Below are 17,511 nucleotides of genomic sequence, written 5' to 3'. Positions count from 1 at the left end.
TGAGCCTAGTTCACATCTGGCACATCGTCTCGACGGTTGCCCGACACGAGTCGCGCTTGATGGCGGCGATCAGCGCTCCAGCATGCCGTGACACAACAGATTCAAGACCCCGCGCATGTGCAAGGCATGCGCGGTGCGGTCCGGGACTTCCTGCGTCGCCAGACGAATGAACGCCATGTTCGCGTATTGGTTGAACAGCGTCGCCACCACGTCAAGATCGATCGATTCGCGCACTTTGCCCGTCTGCTGGAAATGCAGGAGCAGCGCTTTGGTCTCTTCGATCACGGCGGCATTCCACGGACTCATCGCCTCTGCCAACTCCCCCGTCAGCAGAAACGGCGCCAGTTCCCGCCACAGCGAAGCCGGCATCGCCTGTAGCTGGTAATCGGTCATCAGCCCTTCGAACTCGCACAACGCCTCCAGCGGATCGCTGTCCCCGTCCAGATTGGCCCGCGCCTCGCGCATGGCTTGCTCGTCGGGTTGCTTGAGCAACGCCAACAAAATCTCCTGCTTGCCACCGAAATAGTTGACCACGGTGGGTGCGGATACCCCCGCCTGCACGGCGATCTGGTCCAGCGTGGTGGCCGCAAAGCCGTTGCGCTTGAACAACTCGAGCGCCGCCTCGGCAATCACCTGCCGGCGCTGTTCCTTCTGCCGCTCTCTGAGTCCGCTCATGTTGCCTCTGATGATCTTTGCCAATGGCCCTCAGCCTACGGATATCTTTTTTCACCGACAAATATTTTCTTTACAAAAATATTTTTAGATGACAAAACTTTATCCGTGCAGCGCTGCGACGAACGCACTCATTTGCCCTTTTCTCTGGAGATCCGCCATGTCCGCCGAATTCGATTCGACCCGCAGTACCAGCGATTACCAAGCCTCTGATGCTGCTCACCACATCCACGCGTTCGTTGATCAAAAGGCCCTCAACGAGGAAGGCCCGCGGGTGATGGTCAGCGGCGATCGCCTGGCGTTGTGGGACAACGACGGCAATCGATATCTGGACGGCATGTCGGGTCTGTGGTGCACCAACCTCGGTTACGGGCGCAAGGATCTCGCCGCCGCCGCGACCGCACAGCTGGAACAACTGCCCTACTACAACATGTTCTTCCACACCACTCACCCGGCGGTGATCGAGCTGTCCGAGTTGCTCTTCAGCCTGCTGCCCAAGCACTACAGTCACGCGATCTACACCAACTCCGGCTCCGAAGCCAACGAAGTGCTGATCCGCACCGTGCGCAAGTTCTGGCAGGTGATGGGCAAACCCGAGAAGAAAATCATGATCGGCCGCTGGAACGGCTACCACGGCTCGACCCTGGCCGCGACGGCGCTGGGCGGGATGAAATTCATGCACGAGATGGGCGGCACCATTCCGGATGTGGCGCACATCGATGAGCCGTACTGGTTCGCCCACGAAGGCAACCTCAGCCCGGAAGAATTCGGCTTGCGCGCGGCGCGGCAACTGGAAGACAAGATTCTCGAACTGGGCGCCGACAAGGTCGCCGCGTTCGTCGCCGAACCGTTCCAGGGCGCGGGCGGGATGATCATTCCGCCGGCGACTTACTGGCCGGAGATTCAGCGCATCTGCCGTCAATATGACGTGCTGCTGTGTGCTGACGAAGTGATTGGCGGGTTTGGTCGCACCGGTGAATGGTTCGCGCATCAGACGTTCGGTTTTGAGCCGGACACGCTGTCGATCGCCAAGGGCCTGACCTCGGGTTATATCCCTATGGGTGGCTTGATTCTGTCACGGCGAATGGCTGAAGCATTGGTCGAGAAAGGTGGCGTGTTTGCCCACGGCCTGACCTATTCCGGGCACCCGGTTGCGGCGGCGGTGGCGATTGCCAACCTCAAGGCCTTGCGTGATGAAGGCGTGGTAGCGCAGGTGAAATCCGATACCGGACCGTATCTGCAGAATTGCCTGCGCGAGGTGTTCGGCAATCACCCGTTGGTCGGTGAGATTCAGGGCGTTGGGCTGGTGGCGGCGTTGCAGTTTGCTGAGGACAAAGCAACGCGCAAGCGTTTTGCCAATGAAAACGACATTGCCTGGCGTTGCCGCACGATCGGCTTTGAGGAAGGCTTGATCATTCGTTCGACATTGGGGCGGATGATCATGGCGCCGGCGCTGGTGGCCACGCGCACGGAGCTGGATGAGTTGATCGACAAGACGCGGACTGCGGTGGATCGGACGGCGCGGGAGTACGGGGTGCTGTGATCGGCTGAAGGAATATGGCGGCCGCAATACCGCTATCGCGAGCAGGCTCACTCCTACATTTGGAATGCGTTCCCCTGTAGGAGTGAGCCTGCTCGCGATGGCGTCAGTCGGGTTGAAAACAGGCAAGATTCAATCCCGCCGATTACTCCGCACGCCGCTTGGTGTTAAATAGGCGCCAGTCTTAACCTTGTCGCTTATAGCTGTGCAACGAGAACCGATATGAACACCCATTCCAGGAAAAACACCCAAATACAAACAGCGGTGAGCGCATGATCGAAGTCACCGAAGTTTCCATTGCCCAACTGCGCGCCGCGCTCGAGTCCGGCCAGACCACCGCAGTCGAACTGGTGCAAGCCTATCTCGCCCGTATCGATGCCTACGACGGTGCCGACACACCGACGGCGCTGAATGCCGTAGTCGTGCGCAACCCTGAAGCGTTGAACGAAGCACAGGCGTCCGATGCCCGTCGTGCCAAAGGCGAAACCCTCGGCCCGCTCGACGGCATTCCTTACACCGCCAAGGACAGCTATCTGGTCAAAGGCCTGACCGCTGCGTCCGGTAGCCCGGCCTTTGTCGATCTGGTCGCCTATCGCGATGCCTTCACCATCGAGCGCCTGCGCGCAGCCGGGGCAATTTGTCTGGGCAAGACCAACATGCCACCGATGGCCAATGGCGGCATGCAGCGCGGCGTCTACGGTCGCGCTGAAAGCCCTTACAACGCCGATTACCTGACTGCGCCGTTTGCCTCCGGCTCGTCGAACGGTGCCGGCACCGCCACGGCCGCGAGTTTTGCCGCGTTCGGTCTGGCTGAAGAAACCTGGTCGAGTGGGCGTGGCCCGGCGTCCAACAATGGCTTGTGCGCCTACACGCCGTCGCGCGGTGTGATCTCGGTACGCGGCAACTGGCCGTTGACGCCGACCATGGACGTCGTCGTGCCTTACGCACGGACCATGGCTGACCTGCTCGAAGTCCTCGACATCGTGGTGGCCGAAGACCCGGACACCCGTGGCGACCTGTGGCGTCTGCAACCGTGGGTGCCGATCCCGAGCGTCAACGAGGTGCGCCCCGCCGCTTACGCCGATCTGGCGGCCGACGCCAAAGCGCTGGCCGGCAAGCGTTTCGCCGTGCCGCGCATGTTCATCAATGCCGACCCTGAAGCCGGCACCAGCGAAGCACCGGGCATCGGTGGCCCGACCGGCCAGCGCATCAACACCCGTGAGTCGGTGATCGATCTGTGGAAGCAGGCGCGTCAGGCGCTCGAAGACGCCGGCGCCGAAGTCGTCGAAACCGATTTCCCGCTGGTCTCCAACTGCGAAGGCGATCGCCCCGGCGCGCCGACTGTATTCACCCGTGGTCTGGTCTCGAAAGAGTTCCTTCACCATGAGTTATGGGATCTGACCGCTTGGGCGTTCGACGATTTCCTGCAAGCCAACGGCGACCCGAAGCTGAATCGTCTGGTCGACGTCGACGGGCCGAAAATCTTCCCGCACGAACCGGGCACCCTGCCTAACCGTGAAGGTGATCTGGTGGCGGGCATGGACGAATACGTGCGCATGGCCGAGCGCGGCATCACGCCGTGGAATGAAATTTCCACAGTGCCCGACGGCCTGCGCGGTCTCGAGCAGACTCGACGTATCGATCTTGAGGACTGGATGGACAAACTGGGCCTCGACGCCGTGCTGTTCCCGACTGTCGCCGACGTCGGCCCGGCGGATGCGGACGTCAACCCGGAGTCGGCCGACATCGCCTGGAGCAACGGCATCTGGGTGGCTAACGGCAACCTCGCGATCCGCCACCTCGGCGTACCGACCGTCACCGTGCCAATGGGCGTGATGGCCGACATCGGCATGCCGGTCGGCCTGACCTTCGCCGGCCGCGCCTACGACGACTCGAACCTGCTGCGCCTGGCGGCAGCGTTTGAATCGACCGGCAGCAAACGGCAGATCCCGCCACGCACGCCGCCGCTGGCGTAACGCGCTTAAAACTGTAGGAGCGAGCCTGCTCGCGATGGCGATGTGTCAGCCTGGATAAATTTGACTGATACACCGCTATCGCGAGCAGGCTCACTCCTACAAGGGATTGTATGTAGCCATTAATCTTGAGTCCCCCTGAATCCCTGTGGGAGCGAGCCTGCTCGCGAAAGCGGTGTGTCTGCCGACATAAATATCGCCTGATGCGCCGCCTTCGCGAGCAGGCTCGCTCCCACAGGTTTTGTGTAACCCCGTAAATTCAGCACATCCGCTCAATCCCCTGTCCTGCAGTTACTCGATCATCCCGGTCACCTTAATTGCCGCTGGCCACTGATCATGATCGACCGCGCCCCTTCGCGCCTCACCCTGCTCGCGCTGCTCTGCGGTCTGACCACCACCGCCCACGCCAGCGGTTTCTTCGACGATTCCAAAAGCGAAATCCTCAGCCGCAACTTTTACCTAAGCAACGATTACCGCTCGCCCTCACCGTCCGGCAAAAACTACAAACAGGAATGGGCTCAAGGCTTTATCGGCACCTTCTCATCCGGTTTCACACCCGGCACGGTCGGCTTCGGCATTGACGCCCACGCCTTCGCCGGGCTGAAACTGGACGGCGGCAAGGGCCATTCCGGCACCGGTTTGCTGCCAGTGGACAGCGATGGCCGCAGCGAAAACGACTACTCCAGCGCAGGCGGCGCACTCAAGTTGAAAGCGTCGCGCACCACCCTCGCCTTCGGCGAAATGACCGTCGAAACACCGGTATTCGACACCTCCGACAAACGCCTGCAACCGGAGTACGCCACCGGTTTCCTGCTCAACAGCGCCGAGTTCGATCACCTCAATCTGGTCGCCGGGCATTTCACCGCCTTCAAGGATCAGGACAGCTCATCCGGGAAAGGCGACTTCTACGGTTACGGCGCCAATACCGAGGCCGGCGGTATCAGTTTTCTCGGCGCCGACCTGTTCACCGACAGCCCCGTCGGCGGCGCGTTGTACGCCTCGGAACTCACAGACACCTGGCATCAGTACTACGGCAATCTGCACTTCAAGCAATCCGGCGTACTGCTCGACGCCAATCTCTACCACACCCGCGACACCGGCCGCGCGCTGGCCGGCGCCATCGACAACACCGCGTTCAGCCTGTCCGGCAAATACGCCTTCGGCCCCCACGCGGTGATGCTCGGTTGGCAAAAAATCAATGGCGACACGCCGTTCGATTTCGTCGGCGGCGACTCGATCTACCTCGCCAACTCGATCAAATACGCCGACTTCAACGGTGCCAACGAACGCTCCTGGCAAGCGCGCTACGACCTCGACCTCGGCGCCTTGGGCATTCCCGGCCTGACCTTCATGACCCGCTACGTCTCCGGCAGCCACATCGACGGCACCCTCGCACCCCGAGGCGGCGCCTACAACCCGTTCGATCCTGACAGCGGCAGTTACCAGCCGCAGCAAGGTGACGGCGGCAAGCACTGGGAACGGGATATCGATTTGAAATACGTCGTGCAATCGGGCGCGGCGAAGGATCTGTCGGTGCAGCTCTCGCATGTATCGCACCGGGCCAATGAAGCGCAGGCCGGCGATGACATTGACCGCATCTATGTGGTGATCCAGTACCCACTGGGTTTCTAACCCACCGCCTATCCCGATTTGAAACGCTATCCCCTGTAGGAGTGAGCCTGCTCGCGATAGCGTCTTTTCAGCAACATTCATGCTCACTGATACACAGTTATCGCGAGCAGGCTCACTCCCACAGGTTTGGGTTTCAGCCAAACATCCGTGTATGCAACACACCTTTCACGGCTAGCCAAATGCCATCACCTCCCTTATCCTGCGCACCCGCCAAAAACGCCAAGCCAGGAAGGCATTGATTGACCTTCCTGTTCGCCGTCAATCAACACACGCAGATTCAGGGATGTACATGTTCCAGTTATTCAAACTCGGCGCCGCAGCTGTGCTCGCCGCGACACTCAGCGGCTGCATTACCGAAAGCGCTTCATGGGTCAGCGAACCTCTGCAACCGAAAGCCAACGAGCCGGTCAGCTACCTCGTCGGCTCGATCGGGCCGCAGTCCGTCAAATTCCCTGCCGCTGACAACCAGCGCATTTTCTTCCGCAAGCGCGGTTCCGAATACGGTGCCGCCGGTATCTGGAAACTGGCCGGTGCCTACTCGACGCCTCAGGACATTCAGGACGGCGTCGGCGCGGCGAGCGTGTTCGTGCTGCCCCTGAAGCCGGGCGATTACGAGTTCTATGACTTCCAGTTCTTTTCCGCCCGCTACCAGCCTGGGCTCGGCACGGTTTTCACCTCGGCCGAGGCGCGCGAAAAATTCAATCTGCCGATGCGACTTGAGCCCGGCAAGGCCTACTACATCGGCGAATTTCGCTCGTTCTGCCTGACTGCCGGTTTCTGCGCGTTCCGCTGGAGCGACCAGAACGCCCGTGACGCAGTGGTCGCTCAGCGCATGACCCCGGGGCTGCCAACGCTGCAACCGCTGAAACTCGATCTGAAACGCGCCGAACCCTACATCTTTGCCGGCCCCACTGCACCGGTGGCCGTGGACGTCAAACCATGAAAAAAATCATCGCCCTCACCACCGCCGCGCTGTTGACCGGCTGCACAGCCACCAACACCTTGCCGGAGCGCACCCTCGCCGACGGTCAGGATTATCTGATGCCGATCCACGTCATGGTCGATGACCCGATGAATTCATCGACCCTGCGCAATCATCTGCGCCAGACCGGGGTGTTCCGTGACGTCCAGACCGGTACCGCCAAAGCTGACGAGTACAGCGTCCAGGTCAAACTGAACATGCAGCGTGAGTTTCCGCCGTTTCCGCTGGTGTTGCTCAGTTGCGCCACGTTGTTCACGCTGCCGTTATCCAAGGAGTACAACACCGAGGCGCAATTCTCGGTCTATCAAGGTGACAAGCGCCTGAAGCAATACAGCTATCGCAACACCACGCAGAAATACACCTGGCTGCTGGATCAGGGCGGTGAACTGGAAGGCCAGAATCTGAGCCGCATCGCCCGCGCGTTTGCCCAGGACGTCCAGCATGATCGTCTGATCCCTGCCGACGGGGCTGCGCAATGAACCTCAACGTCATCAAGCTTGCCGCCCTGCTCTTCGCCCTGCTGACGCTGGGTGGTTGCGCCAATACCCTGCAACCGCTCGACTATAAGGCCAGCACCGCCTACGTACCGGTCACACTCGGGCTCGGACCGGCCTACAGCCGAATTGATGAACAGCATCAGCGCGAAACCATCAGTGCCCTGAAAAACACCGGCGCCTTTTCCATGCTCGATGGTGGCTACAGCCGCAACGGCTACAGCCTGTTGATCACCGAGCCGCATGACGGCAAGGTCAACTGGCTGGCGCTGGTGAACGTCTTCACCTTGTTCACCTTTCCCATGCCTTACCACTACCAGGACAACCTGCGCGGCTCGGTCTTCAAGGACGGCGAACTGCTCAAGACCTACAACTACTCGCGCGAAGGCTGGAGCGTCATGACCTGGTACGTGCCGACTCCAGCGTTTGAAAACAAGCGGCAGATGCTTGATCAGTTGCTGGTGGAAATGGACAAGGACAAGGTGATTCCGTATCAGCCGTGACGTGTGATGGTGCGTGACGGCTGTTAGTTGATGTGATGAATGTGTTGCGCCGGCAGATTCGTTTGCGCGCCTGATAGCGGCAAGATCAAAAGATCGCAGCCTTCGCCATGCCCTGCACAGCCCCCTGTAGGAGCCGCCGAAGGCTGCGATCTTTGGCTTTTTAGTCTCGCGCCAATGACCACTCGTCGCCACCTGTCAGATCTGACAGGTGTGCAAATCGCTATTTAGCCGTTCAATCACTCCATCGCTGAAACTCACGGAGTGCCACGCCATGTCCGACAACGACCCATCCAACAACGCCCCGCGACTGCTCAAGGAACTCGACATCCCCGGCCGTACCGGTCCGGTGTCACCGACGCCTCTGATATGGGGCATCAACCGTGGCGCGTTGCTGGACAACTTCCCGCGTCAGGGTCTGCTGTGCCGGGCCGGGCCTTGGGGGACGATGGGTCTCCGCGACTCGCTGCGGATCTTGCGGGATGCCGATGTGCAGATAGGGTTGGAAATCGTTGACAAGGATGAGGTCGACACCGAGCTGCAAATGTTCGTGGAGGCCAAACACCTTCCCGAAGGTATGCACGCAATCTCCTACGCCGTCACCCGCCTCGGCGGTACGCCCGAACACTCGGAAGTGATGCAGGTGCTGGTCAAACTCACCCTCCCCGGCGGCCCTGATCACAGCGAGGGGCCGGGGCATCCGGAACTGGTGATGCGCATTCCCGAGGAGATTCTCAAGGACGGTGTCCACCAGGACAACATTGGCACTGGCATATCGATCGCCCTCGGAAAAGCGGACGGTTCGCCGCCCTATCCGTTCGCCGCCGCTGGCGATATGCCTCAATTCAGCTGGGGCGGGGTGTTCGTTTCTGGCCCTGCGCTGACCCAGGAGCAGGCTGAAGGCAAGACGCCGGTTATCGTGACCATTCCAAAGGAAACCATTGTGGACGCCGGCGACTCTGGCGAGGCCGGGCTGGCCGTCGCCTTCGAAGTGTACGACCTGGTCCACAATCGCTCCGACGGCTGGAGTGTCGAGCAACGGGTCGTCGTGACGCTTGACGAAACCCGGCTGGGCGCGCCGTTGCTCAAGGAGGCACTGAACAACGTGCTGGACGTCGACAAACTGGGCGACGCCAACGGTACGGTGCAAGTCATGGCCGTAAACCCTTCCCCCCCGCGACCGATAGACTTCGAGGTCGGTGACACCATTTTTGTACGAATCAAAGGCACCCCGAAAGAAGGTCCGCCGATCGACATTGAGTTACCGGCAAAGGTCTTGATCAGCGTGCCCAGCGTTCCCGAGATCACCGTGTCCAACGCCGTGCTGCGCCAACTGGCTCAGGCTCAGATCGCCCTCTCTTATCGCCTGAAAAAGGCCGACGGCAGCGCACAACGGAATGCCAAAACCCAGTTCATCAGCGCCATCGGCGAGATTCATCGACTCGCCGCTCCCGTGGCACTGGAGGCCAAACAAGGCGCCATCGATCCGCTGGATCCGGACCTGAAACAGGTCACCATCGAAATCGCCTTCGACCCCGCCTTCGACGTCGGCCAAGCGATCAAGCTGTTCTGGCTCGGCACTCGCCCCGACCTGAGCACCTACCTGCCGAACCTGAACCTGCGGCCGATTACCCAAGGCGATATGGACGCCCAACTGCCGCTGCAAATCATCGTCGACAAGCAGCACCTGACACCGATCATTGGCGGCAAACTGGAGCTGTATTACCAGTTGCTGATCGATGACTCGGTGCTCGCCACCATGAGCAAACTCAACCAGACCCACGCCATCCGCGAATCGATCCACGCCGACATTCTGCAGATCGGCGAACCACGCAAGGAATTACCCGAGCCGACAGTCGACGGCGTGGTCAACGGCGCCCTGCCAGCCGATACCAGCAGCACCACGCTGACCGTCAACTACCTCAAGACGTTCAAGGACGACATCGTCACCCGCTTCTGGGAAGGCTCGATCACTGGTGTAAACAACGACTGGGTCAAACTGAGTGCCATCACCGCCGGCCAGCCTGTGCCGTTCACCATCAAGGCCGAACTGATCAAGGGCAACGAAGGCGGGACAGTGAAGGCGTATTACCAGATCGAGCGCGCGGCGGGCGGGACGAGTTATTCGGATACGCTGGAGTTCAGTGTCGGGGTGGCGCTGGAAAACCCCTTGCCATTGCCACAGATGCCGGAAGCCACAGGCAATGGTGCCAGTGTGACCCTGGCGCCACTCGACACCCAAGCGGGTGCCCGCGTGATCGTGGCCTACATCGGCATGAATGAAAAACACAATATCAAACTGACCATGGCGGGCACGCCCGGCGTCGGCTCACCGGACATCCCCGCCAAACCGGGCGTCGCCAGCGGCAGCGTCGAGTTCCTGATTCCCGCCACAGCCATCGCAGCCAACATCGGCAACGAAACCAAAACCTTCACACTCAGCTACGAAGTCACCGCAGGCCAGACAACTCCATCTTTGCCTTTGACCGTCAGCGTCACGCCGCTGCCTGCGACAGAGCTGGACAAAATCAGCATTGAACAAGCCGAGGGCACGGTGCTGGATCTATCGAAGGTGACGTTGGGCGCAACGATTCTCGCTGGCGTCTGGGCGTTTATAGCCGCCAATCATCGGGTAGGACTGAACCTCAAAGGTACGAAGAATAACGGCGATGCCTTCCATCACGTGGTATGGCCGTGGCCGTCTTCCTACGTTAATCAAAACTGGTTCAACAGCGGTCAATACACACATACGCTGGCGTACAACGCCATCAAGGACCTGGCGGATGGCAGTCGGCTGGAGTTGCATTTCAAAGCCGCGCTGACGTTGAGTCGGGAGGAAGCCGAGGCAATTGATGCGCCGGTGAAGGTTTATACGATCAAGGCGCTGGATCTGGCAGCGCCCCACATCAAGGAAGCATCCAACGACACCCTGAATCCCTTGGACGCCCAGACCAGCCTCACGGCCATCGTGGATTATGTGGGAATGCTGACTGGAGACAAGATTACCGTGACCTGGGCTGGCGGCGAAAACACGCCCGCGGACGGCACGCATACCACCGAGCCGTGGCCGGTGACGACGGTGGGGCAGCAGAATATCCCATTGCTGAAATCAGTGGTGGCCTTCAACCTTGGCAAGCCAGTAGTGGTGAGCTACACCGTGACCCGCGGTAGCAGTGAGCCAATGTCGTCGCTGACATTAAGACTGACGGTGCAATCACTGCAACAGAAGGACTTACCCCGCCCTGAAATCGACGGTGCCATCGGCGACAAGCTGGATGTCAGGAGTCTGACGGGCACCGAAAACCTTCGGGTGACAGCGTGGCCTTTTCAGCTTTCGGGGCAAAACGTTTGGTTACGCTATGACAGTACCCATGAGAATGGCACACCGGCCGAACATATTGTTTGGGTCGGAAGTCCGCACCACTACACGGACGGATTAACCTATCTGGCCCCCATGGACTGGCTAAGGGCCCTCAAGGACGGCAGCGCATTGACGGTGACCTTTAGAGTGAACTTCGACAAAGTCGCCAGTGATGCCACGGCAGTGAATTTCCCGGTACGCACCTATACGGTTAGCGCAGTGCAGTATGGTGTGCCGAGCTTCACCAACGCGCCTTACACCATCGCCCCGTCTGGCCGGCTGAAAAACATTGAACTGCTCCTCGTCTCCAGCGATGAAAGCCCCATGCCCGGGAGCAAGCTCAGCTTGGTGCTGCCGGAAGGCTTCACGTACGCCGATGGTGGCAGTGGTGAGCGCGATTTCATCACCGATGGTTTCGGCAGGCTCAGCGTCGGTGGCGTTAAAGGAACTGGCAGTCCCGGCGGTTACAGTTTGAGCGCCACCCATGGTACTCAGGACGCCAATGCAAGCGTAACCGTTACGGAGCTGGGGCCGGTTGGTACTGTCAGGATCGAGGGGAGTCCTAACGGGATCGCCATCAGCCCGGACGGTACACGTGCTTATGTCTGTAACCAAATTTACCCAGCGGTGGTCTCGATGATTGATACGGCTACGAATATAGCCTTGAACATCCCTACCGAGGACTCTTCGAATGGGGTCGCCTTCAACCCGGACGGAAGCCGCGCTTATGTCTGCCACGGACGTTTAGACATAATTTCTGTAATTGATACGGCGACGCATCAAGTCCTCGCCCGCATTCCGGTCGGGCACCATCCGTACTGGTTAGCTGTCAGTCCGGACGGTTCCCGCGTTTATGTGTCCAACTACAGTAGCAATACGGTTTCGGTGATTGATACGACGACGGATCGAGTCTTGGCGAGCATCCCGGTTGGAAGCGGTCCAAGGGGGATTGCTGTCAGCCCGGACGGTACACGCGCGTATGTGCCCAACTACGTAAGCAGTACGGTTTCGGTGATTGATACGGCGACGAATCGAGTCCAGACGAATATTCCGGTCGGGCGCTATCCGTACTGGATCGCCTTCAACCCGGACAATACCCGCGCCTATGTCAGCTGCGATGCTGACGGTACGGTCGATGTGATTGATACTGCGACTGATCAAGTCCTGATCAACATCCGGACAGGGTCACCTTTGCGCGGGATAGCCGTCAGTCCGAACGGTACACGCGCCTATGCCTGCAACTACAATATAAACGAGGTATCAGTGATTGATACGGCGACCAATCAAGTACTGACGAGTATCCCGGCCGGTTTCCAGCCGCAATACATTGCCATCAGCCCGGACGGTACCCGCGTTTACGTCATCAATGGTCTAATGAATACGCTCTCGGTGATTGAGGTCTGAGCAGGAGTAACCGGGGCGAGACCCTGAGGGATCTCAAGATCCTTGCTCGACTTTTCGCCTTTTAAACCGGAGTGTCTAAAAGACACCTCCAAGACTAAACGGGGCCAGACTACGTTTTTCCAGCATTCCGAATAAAAAGATCGCAGCCTTCGGCAGCTCCTAGAGATATGCGAGTAGTCGCTGCCGAAGTCTGCGATCTTTTTCTTTTAACGTGTCGGGGACTATCGTTTGTTCAACGGGCTCAATGCTCGTTAGCGCACCAATAGTGTGATAATTTGCGCGCATTCGACCATCCGCTGGAGGCCACTCATGGCAACCGTACGAAAAACCATCACCGTGACTGACCAGCAAGACCACTGGATCAAAGCCCAGATCGAAGCCGGTCATTACACCAACGACAGCGAATACATCCGTGATCTGATCCGTCGTGAGCAGGAACGAAACGCCGAGCTGGAAACCATCCGCGCGGCACTTCGGGAAGGTGAGTCCAGTGGAAAACCTCGCCCCTTCGATCCCGAGGCATTCAAGAAGAGAATGTTGAGCGCGCATGGCTGAATATCGTCTTACCCCCGCCGCCGAGGGTGACCTTGAGGCGATCTGAAGTTATACGGCTCAACAATGGGGCCTGGATCAGGCCAATCGCTACATCGACATCATTACCGCAGCCTTCGAGCAATTAGCCGAGCGCCCAAAAACCGCACCGGCCTGTGACGCAATCCGCCCCGGTTATCGCCGCTGTGGCGTGGAACGCCACATGATTTACTTCCGAATAACCACGTACGGAATCGCGATCATCAGGGTTCTGCATGATCGGATGGAAGCGCAGCGCAATCTCTAAGCGCTTTTTCAGCGTCGACTCGACCTCTCCCAACATTACCATCCGTCGGATTTCAGCCCGCACCTGTCAGATCTGACAGGTGCGCAATCTCGCTTTTAGCCGTTCAATCACTCCGTCACTTTCCCGCCCGGAGTCGTTGCCATGGCCAGCCCCAACAAACCCCTGCTACTCGCGGAACTCGGCATCCCGGGTCGCAGCAAGGACCCGGTGTCGAAGGATCCCGATATCTGGGGCATCAACATCGCCGCGGCGCTGGGCAACTTTCCCCTGCATGGCCTGCAGTGCCAGGCGGGGCCGTGGGGGAATATGGCGAGTGGCGACAGGTTGACGATCTTTTGGGGCACCGGGCTGGACGCGGGGGGCAAGACCGTCCTCAAGGATGAGGTCGGCACGCAATTGCGCATGTTCGTGCCTTCCCGGCACATGGTCGATGGTCAGTTCGCGGTGTCCTATGTCGTCAAGCCGTTGGGCGGCACGGACCAACCGTCTGAAGTCATGCAGGTGCTGGTCAAGCTGACGCGCCCGGGCGGCCATGACGAAAACGGTGACGGCGGGCATTCCAAGCTGATCATGATCATTCCCCAAGACATTCTTGACGGTGGCATCGACAAGGAGATTGCGGAAAAAGGCGTGAAGATCAGCATTGGCAAGGCCGACGGCACACCCCCCTATCCCTACGCCGCAGCCGGCGATATTTGTCGCGTGAGTTGGGGCGGGATCTTCGTGCTCAGTGAACCGCTGACTCAGGAACAGGCCGAAGGCAAGACGCCGATCATCGTGAAAATCGAAAAAGACTTCATCACCGACGCCGGTGATGCAGAGTTTCCCGGCGTAGCCGTGGTGTTCGAGGTGTACGACAAGGTCTTCAACCGTTCCGAGGACTGGAGCCCCGAACAGCGTGTGGTAGTGGCCGTTGATGCGACCCGGCTGATCGCGCCGTTGCTCAAGGAAACGCTGAACAACGTGCTGGATGTCGACCAACTGGGTGACGCCGACGGCACCGTGCAAATTATCGCCACAGACACGACCAACTTCAAAATCGGTGACATCCCGTTCATCAAGATCAAGGGCACGCCGGTCGAAGGTGCGCCGATTGATCTGGAAGTAGAAGGCGCGGCGTTGACCAGCGTGCCGAGCATTATTGAAATCAAGGCCCCCAACGCCGTGCTGCGACAGTTGGCCAAGTCGCAGATCACCTTGTCATACCGCCTGAAAAAAGCCGACGGTTCCAAAGATCTGAAATCGAAAAGCCAATTCATCCGCGCCATCGGCGAAGTGCAGCGGCTGGCCGCGCCGATCATGCTGGACGAGGACTCCGGGGCGCTGGACCCGACGCTGGCCCAGGTGCGTCTCGAGATCCCCTTCGACAAATCCTTTGCCGAAGGCCAGGTTCTCCAGCCAATCATGCTGGGCACCACCCCCGGCCTGAAGCCGTACCTGCCTGTTCTGCCGGCGCGCCTCATCACACGCAACGACATCATCGCGGAGGCACCGCTGGCGTACAGCATCGACGGCAAACACTTGGCCCCGGTCAACGGTGGCACGGCCGAGTTCTATTATCAGCAACTGATCGCCGACGCAGTGCTCGCCACACTGAACCCGTTCGAGGCTACCCGCGCCATTCGCGAGTCGATCCACACCGACATCCTGCAAGTCGGCGAACCACGCCTGGAACTACCTGAACCGGTGGTGGCCGGTGTGGTCGACGGGGTTCTGCCAGCCGACACCGCCGGCACAACCCTCACGGTGCCGTACACCGAAACGGTCAAAGGCGATGAAGTCTTCATGTTCTGGATCGGCTCGATCACCGGTGAATACCCCGATTCGATCAAGCTGAACGAATTCACCGCAGGCAAGGAAGTACCGTTCACCATCCCGGCCGCGATGATCAAGGGCAATGAAGGCGGGACGGTGATCGCCCGGTACGAAATCAAGCGTGCGGCCGGTGGGACGAGTTATGCCGAGCCGTTGGAGTTCAGTGTCGGCGTGGCGCTGGATCTGAAAGAGCCGAAGATCAAGCAAGCACCGAACGACACCAGCCTCGACCCGCTGGATGCCCAGAGCGCACTGACCGCGGTGGTCGACTATGACGGCATGCTGATCGGCGACAAGATTGTCGTCCGCTGGATCGGCGCACCCGGAACGCTGCCTGCCGGCTCGGATACCACGGATCCATGGCCGGTCACCACCCTCGGCCCGCAAGACATTCCGATAGCCGTTTCGGTGATCGCGTTCAACCTCGACAAGTCCATTACGCTGGATTACACCGTAACCCGCGGCACCCAGGATCCGAAAGACTCGCGGCCCCGGACGCTGGCGGTGTCGCAACTGCGTGTGGATCTTTCGCATTCGCCGAAAATCATTCAGGCGGCCGACGGTGGTGACGGGACTGAACTGGATGTGTCGACGCTCACTGCTGCGGCCACTCTTCGTGGCGGTTTCTGGCCGCACATTGCCGCAGGCCAACGCGTCTGGAAGGCCGTCGCTGGTATCAAAAAAGACGACACGGAATACAAGCATGAGATATGGACAGGCCCTGCCAATGCAGTGAGCGCGACATGGATAACTCAAGGCTATGCAGATACCAGGCTGCCGCTGGTGGACATGCAGGCACTCAAACATCTCAGCGAACTGAGGGTGACCTTCAATGCCACGCCGGATCGCAGCACGGATGTAAACCTGGCGCTGAGTTTTCCGGTGAGGACTTATACGGTCAAAAACATCGTAGAGGTACCACCGACCATTACCTCGGTCAAAGGCTCACCCAGCGGGGATGACATTCCTCACGGCAGCCCTACCGTAGAAACAGCCGTCACGCTGAGTGGAACAGCGACGCCCTACACAAAAATCGATCTGGCCAATAACGGCGTGCTGATGCCGAATACTGAAATTCAAGTAGATCCAGAGGGAGAATGGACTTTCCAACTGACCGGACTGGTTGCCGAGAATACCTACAAACTAAGCGCCCGACGCAAGGACGGCATACTATCGAATACTCGCGATGTGGTTGTGGTCGCGCTGGTAGTGCCGACACTGGGCAATGTGCTGGATGACAAAGGGGTGGAAGTGCCTGACGGTGAAACGACCGTCAGCACCGATTTGATACTTAAAGGCACAGCGAGCCTGGGTCAGAAAATCAATATCCGTGACGGCACCGGTTCCGGCTCGGCCACAAGGGGAACTGCGACCGCCGGCCTGACGACAGGTCTCTGGGAGTGTCCGATTACCGTGCCACTCGGCGCGCGGCGGTTGTACGCCGAGGCTTGTTATCCGAGTAATCCGTTGTATTCGAATGTACGTAATCTAACTGTTCTACCTCCGATCACCGAAGAAAATTTTGACGCGCAGCCATCTTTTACACTTTCGCCCGGCGACTCACGCGATATAGGCACAATGACAATTAAGAACTTTTCTGGTGACGGTTTAGTTCGAATCGATCCGCCACACCGCTCATACCCTGGACAAATAGAAGGGCAAACTTTGATTGCAGCCGGCTTCGCAATGATAGTCGAATTAACTTTTAGTGCGCGCTTTTCATGCATTGAATTTTGGTATGCGGATGTGGATGCCAGCGATTCAGCAGAAGTGATTTTCTATTCATCTACATCGGAGCTTGGAAGAAAGCCGCTTCAGTCATCTTCGTCTGGAAGCCAAGAAGCATATAACGTAGTTTTTGAGGACGAGAAAATTGACAGAATGGTCATTCAAAGCCGTATTCAAGATCTAATTTACTTTGATAGTTTCATATTTAAACCGTGAGAATCTTTATCTAAGAAATGAGAATTTCACGATTCCAAATATGTGAGCACAACACGCTGGAGAAAGACTGGCGGAGTCTAACCTGGCCGGGAACGGAGGCCGTCCCCAAACAGGTTTGCAACCCGGCGGCGCCACCGGCCGCAATTGCCTATCATGAACTCATTGCGTTATCGGGGACAAACCACGGTTTCACCCAGACAAGCGCCCGATTTTTACCTTTTAAACTCCAGTGTTTAAAAGACACCTCCAGACACGCCTTTGAGGCTACATATCCTTGCGCCATTGCCTACAGCTACGCCAGAATCCGCCGGCTTGTGCGCCTTGGGGGCGGGTTCTATTGTGGTGCGGTCGCTGAC

10 protein-coding genes and 1 pseudogene are annotated in these 17,511 nt (G+C 58.9%); 10 read left to right on the top strand and 1 reads right to left on the bottom strand.

All coding sequences use genetic code 11. The features are described from left to right. Positions 1-69: 69 nt before the first annotated feature. Positions 70-675 carry a TetR/AcrR family transcriptional regulator gene (locus CCX46_RS14495; protein ID WP_127927432.1) on the bottom strand — a complete coding sequence of 202 codons (606 nt, stop codon included), beginning with the start codon at positions 673-675 and terminating at the stop codon, positions 70-72. Positions 676-832: 157 nt separating this feature from the next. On the opposite strand from CCX46_RS14495, the gene CCX46_RS14490 reads away from it, so the two are divergent. The 10 genes and pseudogenes from CCX46_RS14490 to CCX46_RS14440 all read left to right on the top strand — a co-directional run bounded on the left by CCX46_RS14490 (position 833) and on the right by CCX46_RS14440 (position 17,155). After that, entirely contained in the window at positions 833-2,215 is a 1,383-nt protein-coding gene (locus tag CCX46_RS14490; RefSeq protein ID WP_127927430.1) for an aspartate aminotransferase family protein, read from the top strand. A gap of 269 nt (positions 2,216-2,484) precedes the next feature. Then, positions 2,485-4,188: an amidase gene (locus CCX46_RS14485; protein WP_127927428.1), complete on the top strand. Its 1,704-nt coding sequence runs from the start codon at positions 2,485-2,487 to the stop codon at positions 4,186-4,188. A gap of 333 nt (positions 4,189-4,521) precedes the next feature. Next, entirely contained in the window at positions 4,522-5,817 is a 1,296-nt protein-coding gene (locus CCX46_RS14475) for an OprD family porin (protein WP_127927426.1), read from the top strand. 289 nt (positions 5,818-6,106) lie between these two features. Then, a complete protein-coding gene (locus CCX46_RS14470) occupies positions 6,107-6,760 on the top strand; it encodes a hypothetical protein (protein ID WP_127927424.1) in 654 nt (217 codons plus the stop codon). Then, positions 6,757-7,278 carry a hypothetical protein gene (locus CCX46_RS14465; RefSeq protein WP_127927422.1) on the top strand — a complete coding sequence of 174 codons (522 nt, stop codon included), beginning with the start codon at positions 6,757-6,759 and terminating at the stop codon, positions 7,276-7,278. The genes CCX46_RS14470 and CCX46_RS14465 overlap by 4 nt, the downstream gene beginning before the upstream one ends. After that, positions 7,275-7,796 carry a hypothetical protein gene (locus tag CCX46_RS14460; protein ID WP_127927420.1) on the top strand — a complete coding sequence of 174 codons (522 nt, stop codon included), beginning with the start codon at positions 7,275-7,277 and terminating at the stop codon, positions 7,794-7,796. Before CCX46_RS14465 ends, CCX46_RS14460 begins: the two co-directional genes overlap by 4 nt. Positions 7,797-8,067: 271 nt before the next feature. Then, the gene (locus CCX46_RS14455) at positions 8,068-12,558 is read left to right on the top strand and encodes a YVTN family beta-propeller repeat protein (RefSeq protein WP_127927418.1); all 4,491 of its coding nucleotides are present in this window, start codon (positions 8,068-8,070) and stop codon (positions 12,556-12,558) included. Between the two features lie 309 nt (positions 12,559-12,867). After that, positions 12,868-13,113, top strand: a complete 246-nt coding sequence (locus CCX46_RS14450) for a type II toxin-antitoxin system ParD family antitoxin (protein WP_122844203.1) — start codon at positions 12,868-12,870, stop codon at positions 13,111-13,113. Beyond that, positions 13,106-13,396 (top strand): annotated as a pseudogene (locus CCX46_RS14445) (type II toxin-antitoxin system RelE/ParE family toxin). The gene CCX46_RS14450 and the pseudogene CCX46_RS14445 overlap by 8 nt, the downstream one beginning before the upstream one ends. Positions 13,397-13,537: 141 nt before the next feature. Then, on the top strand, positions 13,538-17,155 hold the full coding sequence (locus CCX46_RS14440) for a hypothetical protein (RefSeq protein ID WP_127927416.1): 3,618 nt from the start codon (positions 13,538-13,540) through the stop codon (positions 17,153-17,155). Positions 17,156-17,511: the final 356 nt, after the last annotated feature.

It is taken from the genome of Pseudomonas sp. RU47, assembly GCF_004011755.1.
In the GTDB taxonomy this organism is placed as follows: domain Bacteria; phylum Pseudomonadota; class Gammaproteobacteria; order Pseudomonadales; family Pseudomonadaceae; genus Aquipseudomonas.
This window is presented reverse-complemented; position numbering and strand designations above follow the sequence as displayed.